The following is a 1,765-nucleotide window of genomic DNA, read 5'->3' on the forward strand; positions in this document are numbered from 1 at the left end:
GCGCTTGGCCCGCGGGTTTACGCAGCGGCTGGCTCAAGTCGCCGCCCTTGGCGACGAACCAGCCGTCCTCCGTCCACTCGATCGGATCGAGCAGTGCCTGCCTGCCCAGCGTCCAGAAGTCGTGTTCGTAACCGTGGTAGATCATCCACCACTGGCCTGCGGCATCCTCGACCAGCGTCGCATGGCCGCGCGACCACCAGTACTGGTCGCGCGAGGTCGTGCGCACCACGGGGTTGTTGGGTGCGTTCACCCACGGACCATGGATCGAACGCGAACGCGCGACGATCACCATGTGGCCGGTGGGCGGGCCGGCCGTTCCGCCGACCGCCGTGACCATGTAGTACCAGCCGTTGCGGAAGGTGATCTTCGGGCCTTCCTGCGCATAGCCTTCGACATCCCAGGATTCGGGATACCGCCAACCGTCGTAGACATGCTTCACCGCGCCGACGGTGCTCAGACCGTCGTCGGCCAACTGCACATAGTCGCCGCCGCTGAGGAACAGGTAGCGCTTGCCGTCTTCGCCCACCGCGTGGCCGGGGTCGATATGCCCGGGCAGGCCGATGTCGATCGGTTCGCTCCACGGCCCGCGGATGTCGTCGGCCCACACGACGAAGTTGCTGCGCCGGGGCGATTCCGTTCCGCCCACGCGCGCGGGAAAGTAGATGTAGTAGCGGCCCTGGTGCTTGACCAGGTCCGGCGCCCAGATCGAGCCGACGTTCTTCGTGATCGCATGGCCGATCGGCTGCCAGTTGATCAGGTCGCGCGAATGCCACACCGGCAAACCCGGATACGCCGTGAACGACGACAGCGTGAGGTAGTAGTCGTCGCCATCCTTGAGCACCGACGGATCGGGTCGATCGCCCGCCAGCACCGGATTGAGGAACGTGCCATCGCCGAGGTCGGCCTGGCGCTGATGCTCGATACCGCGCTTCCAGGCGGGAGGTGTGGTGTCCGCGGCCATTGCCTCGAAGGCGAAACAAAAGGACAGCGCGACGGCGATGAGCCTGATCAACGGCATGCGGAGCTTCCTCAGGGCGTCGCCGGGTGCGACGCCTTCCATTGCGGGTATTCCTTCGACAGCAGCCGCTTCGGCCAGCTGCCGTACCACTCGTAACCGGTGCGACGCTCGCGTGGGATGTCCTCGTAGCGCGCGACGCGTTGGCTGTCACGTGTCGCGAGGACGGCGCTGTTGTCCTTCACGTCGTAGAAGCGCGCCCACAGGCCGGAAGCCGTCGGATCGGCCACCAGCCGGCGGTCCTTCGTACTGCTGTGGTACTGGAACTGCTCGGCGGGCGCCTCGAATGTCTCGATGCGCAACCCCGTGATTTCCACCCGGCGCAGCCACGCGACCGCGCCGTCGACCGCCTTCACCACGTCGGGCGACGGGTCGGGAATCGACATCAGGTAGCGCACCACGCCGACGGTTTCCTGCCCGGTGATCGAAGGCAGTTCGAACTTGCGTCCCTGCGCGGGCGCCAGCGTCTGCGCGTCGTACTGGCCCGCCCAGCCCGCAAGCGCGTCGCCCTGCCTGATCTGCAGCCGGAGCAGGCAGGCGTCGCCCGCGTCGACGGCGGACTGGACGCGGGCGCGCAGCGCGGCATCGACGAAGGCGTAGCGGCGCGTGTCCGACACCACCTTGCGTAGCGTGCCGAGCACACCGGCGGTGACGTCGTCGGCGATGGTGATGTGGGGGTGGTAGGACTGCGTGGCCGGCACCGTGTGCGGCCAGCCCCCGCACGAGGGGATCTGTTGCGCCAGGGTGAAC

The 1,765-nt window shown here is 67.6% G+C and carries 2 protein-coding genes; both read right to left on the reverse strand.

The window, feature by feature from the left end; all coding sequences use genetic code 11:
• A partial coding sequence (locus tag AC04L7_RS17990) for a family 43 glycosylhydrolase (protein WP_475513609.1) occupies window positions 1–961 on the reverse strand: 961 nt, incomplete at its 3' end.
• Between the two features lie 68 nt (window positions 962–1,029).
• Window positions 1,030–1,765: pectate lyase (pelA, locus tag AC04L7_RS17995; protein ID WP_475513608.1), on the reverse strand; the 736-nt coding region annotated here is incomplete at its 5' end.

The organism is Pseudoxanthomonas sp. LjRoot204_2 (assembly GCF_056175765.1).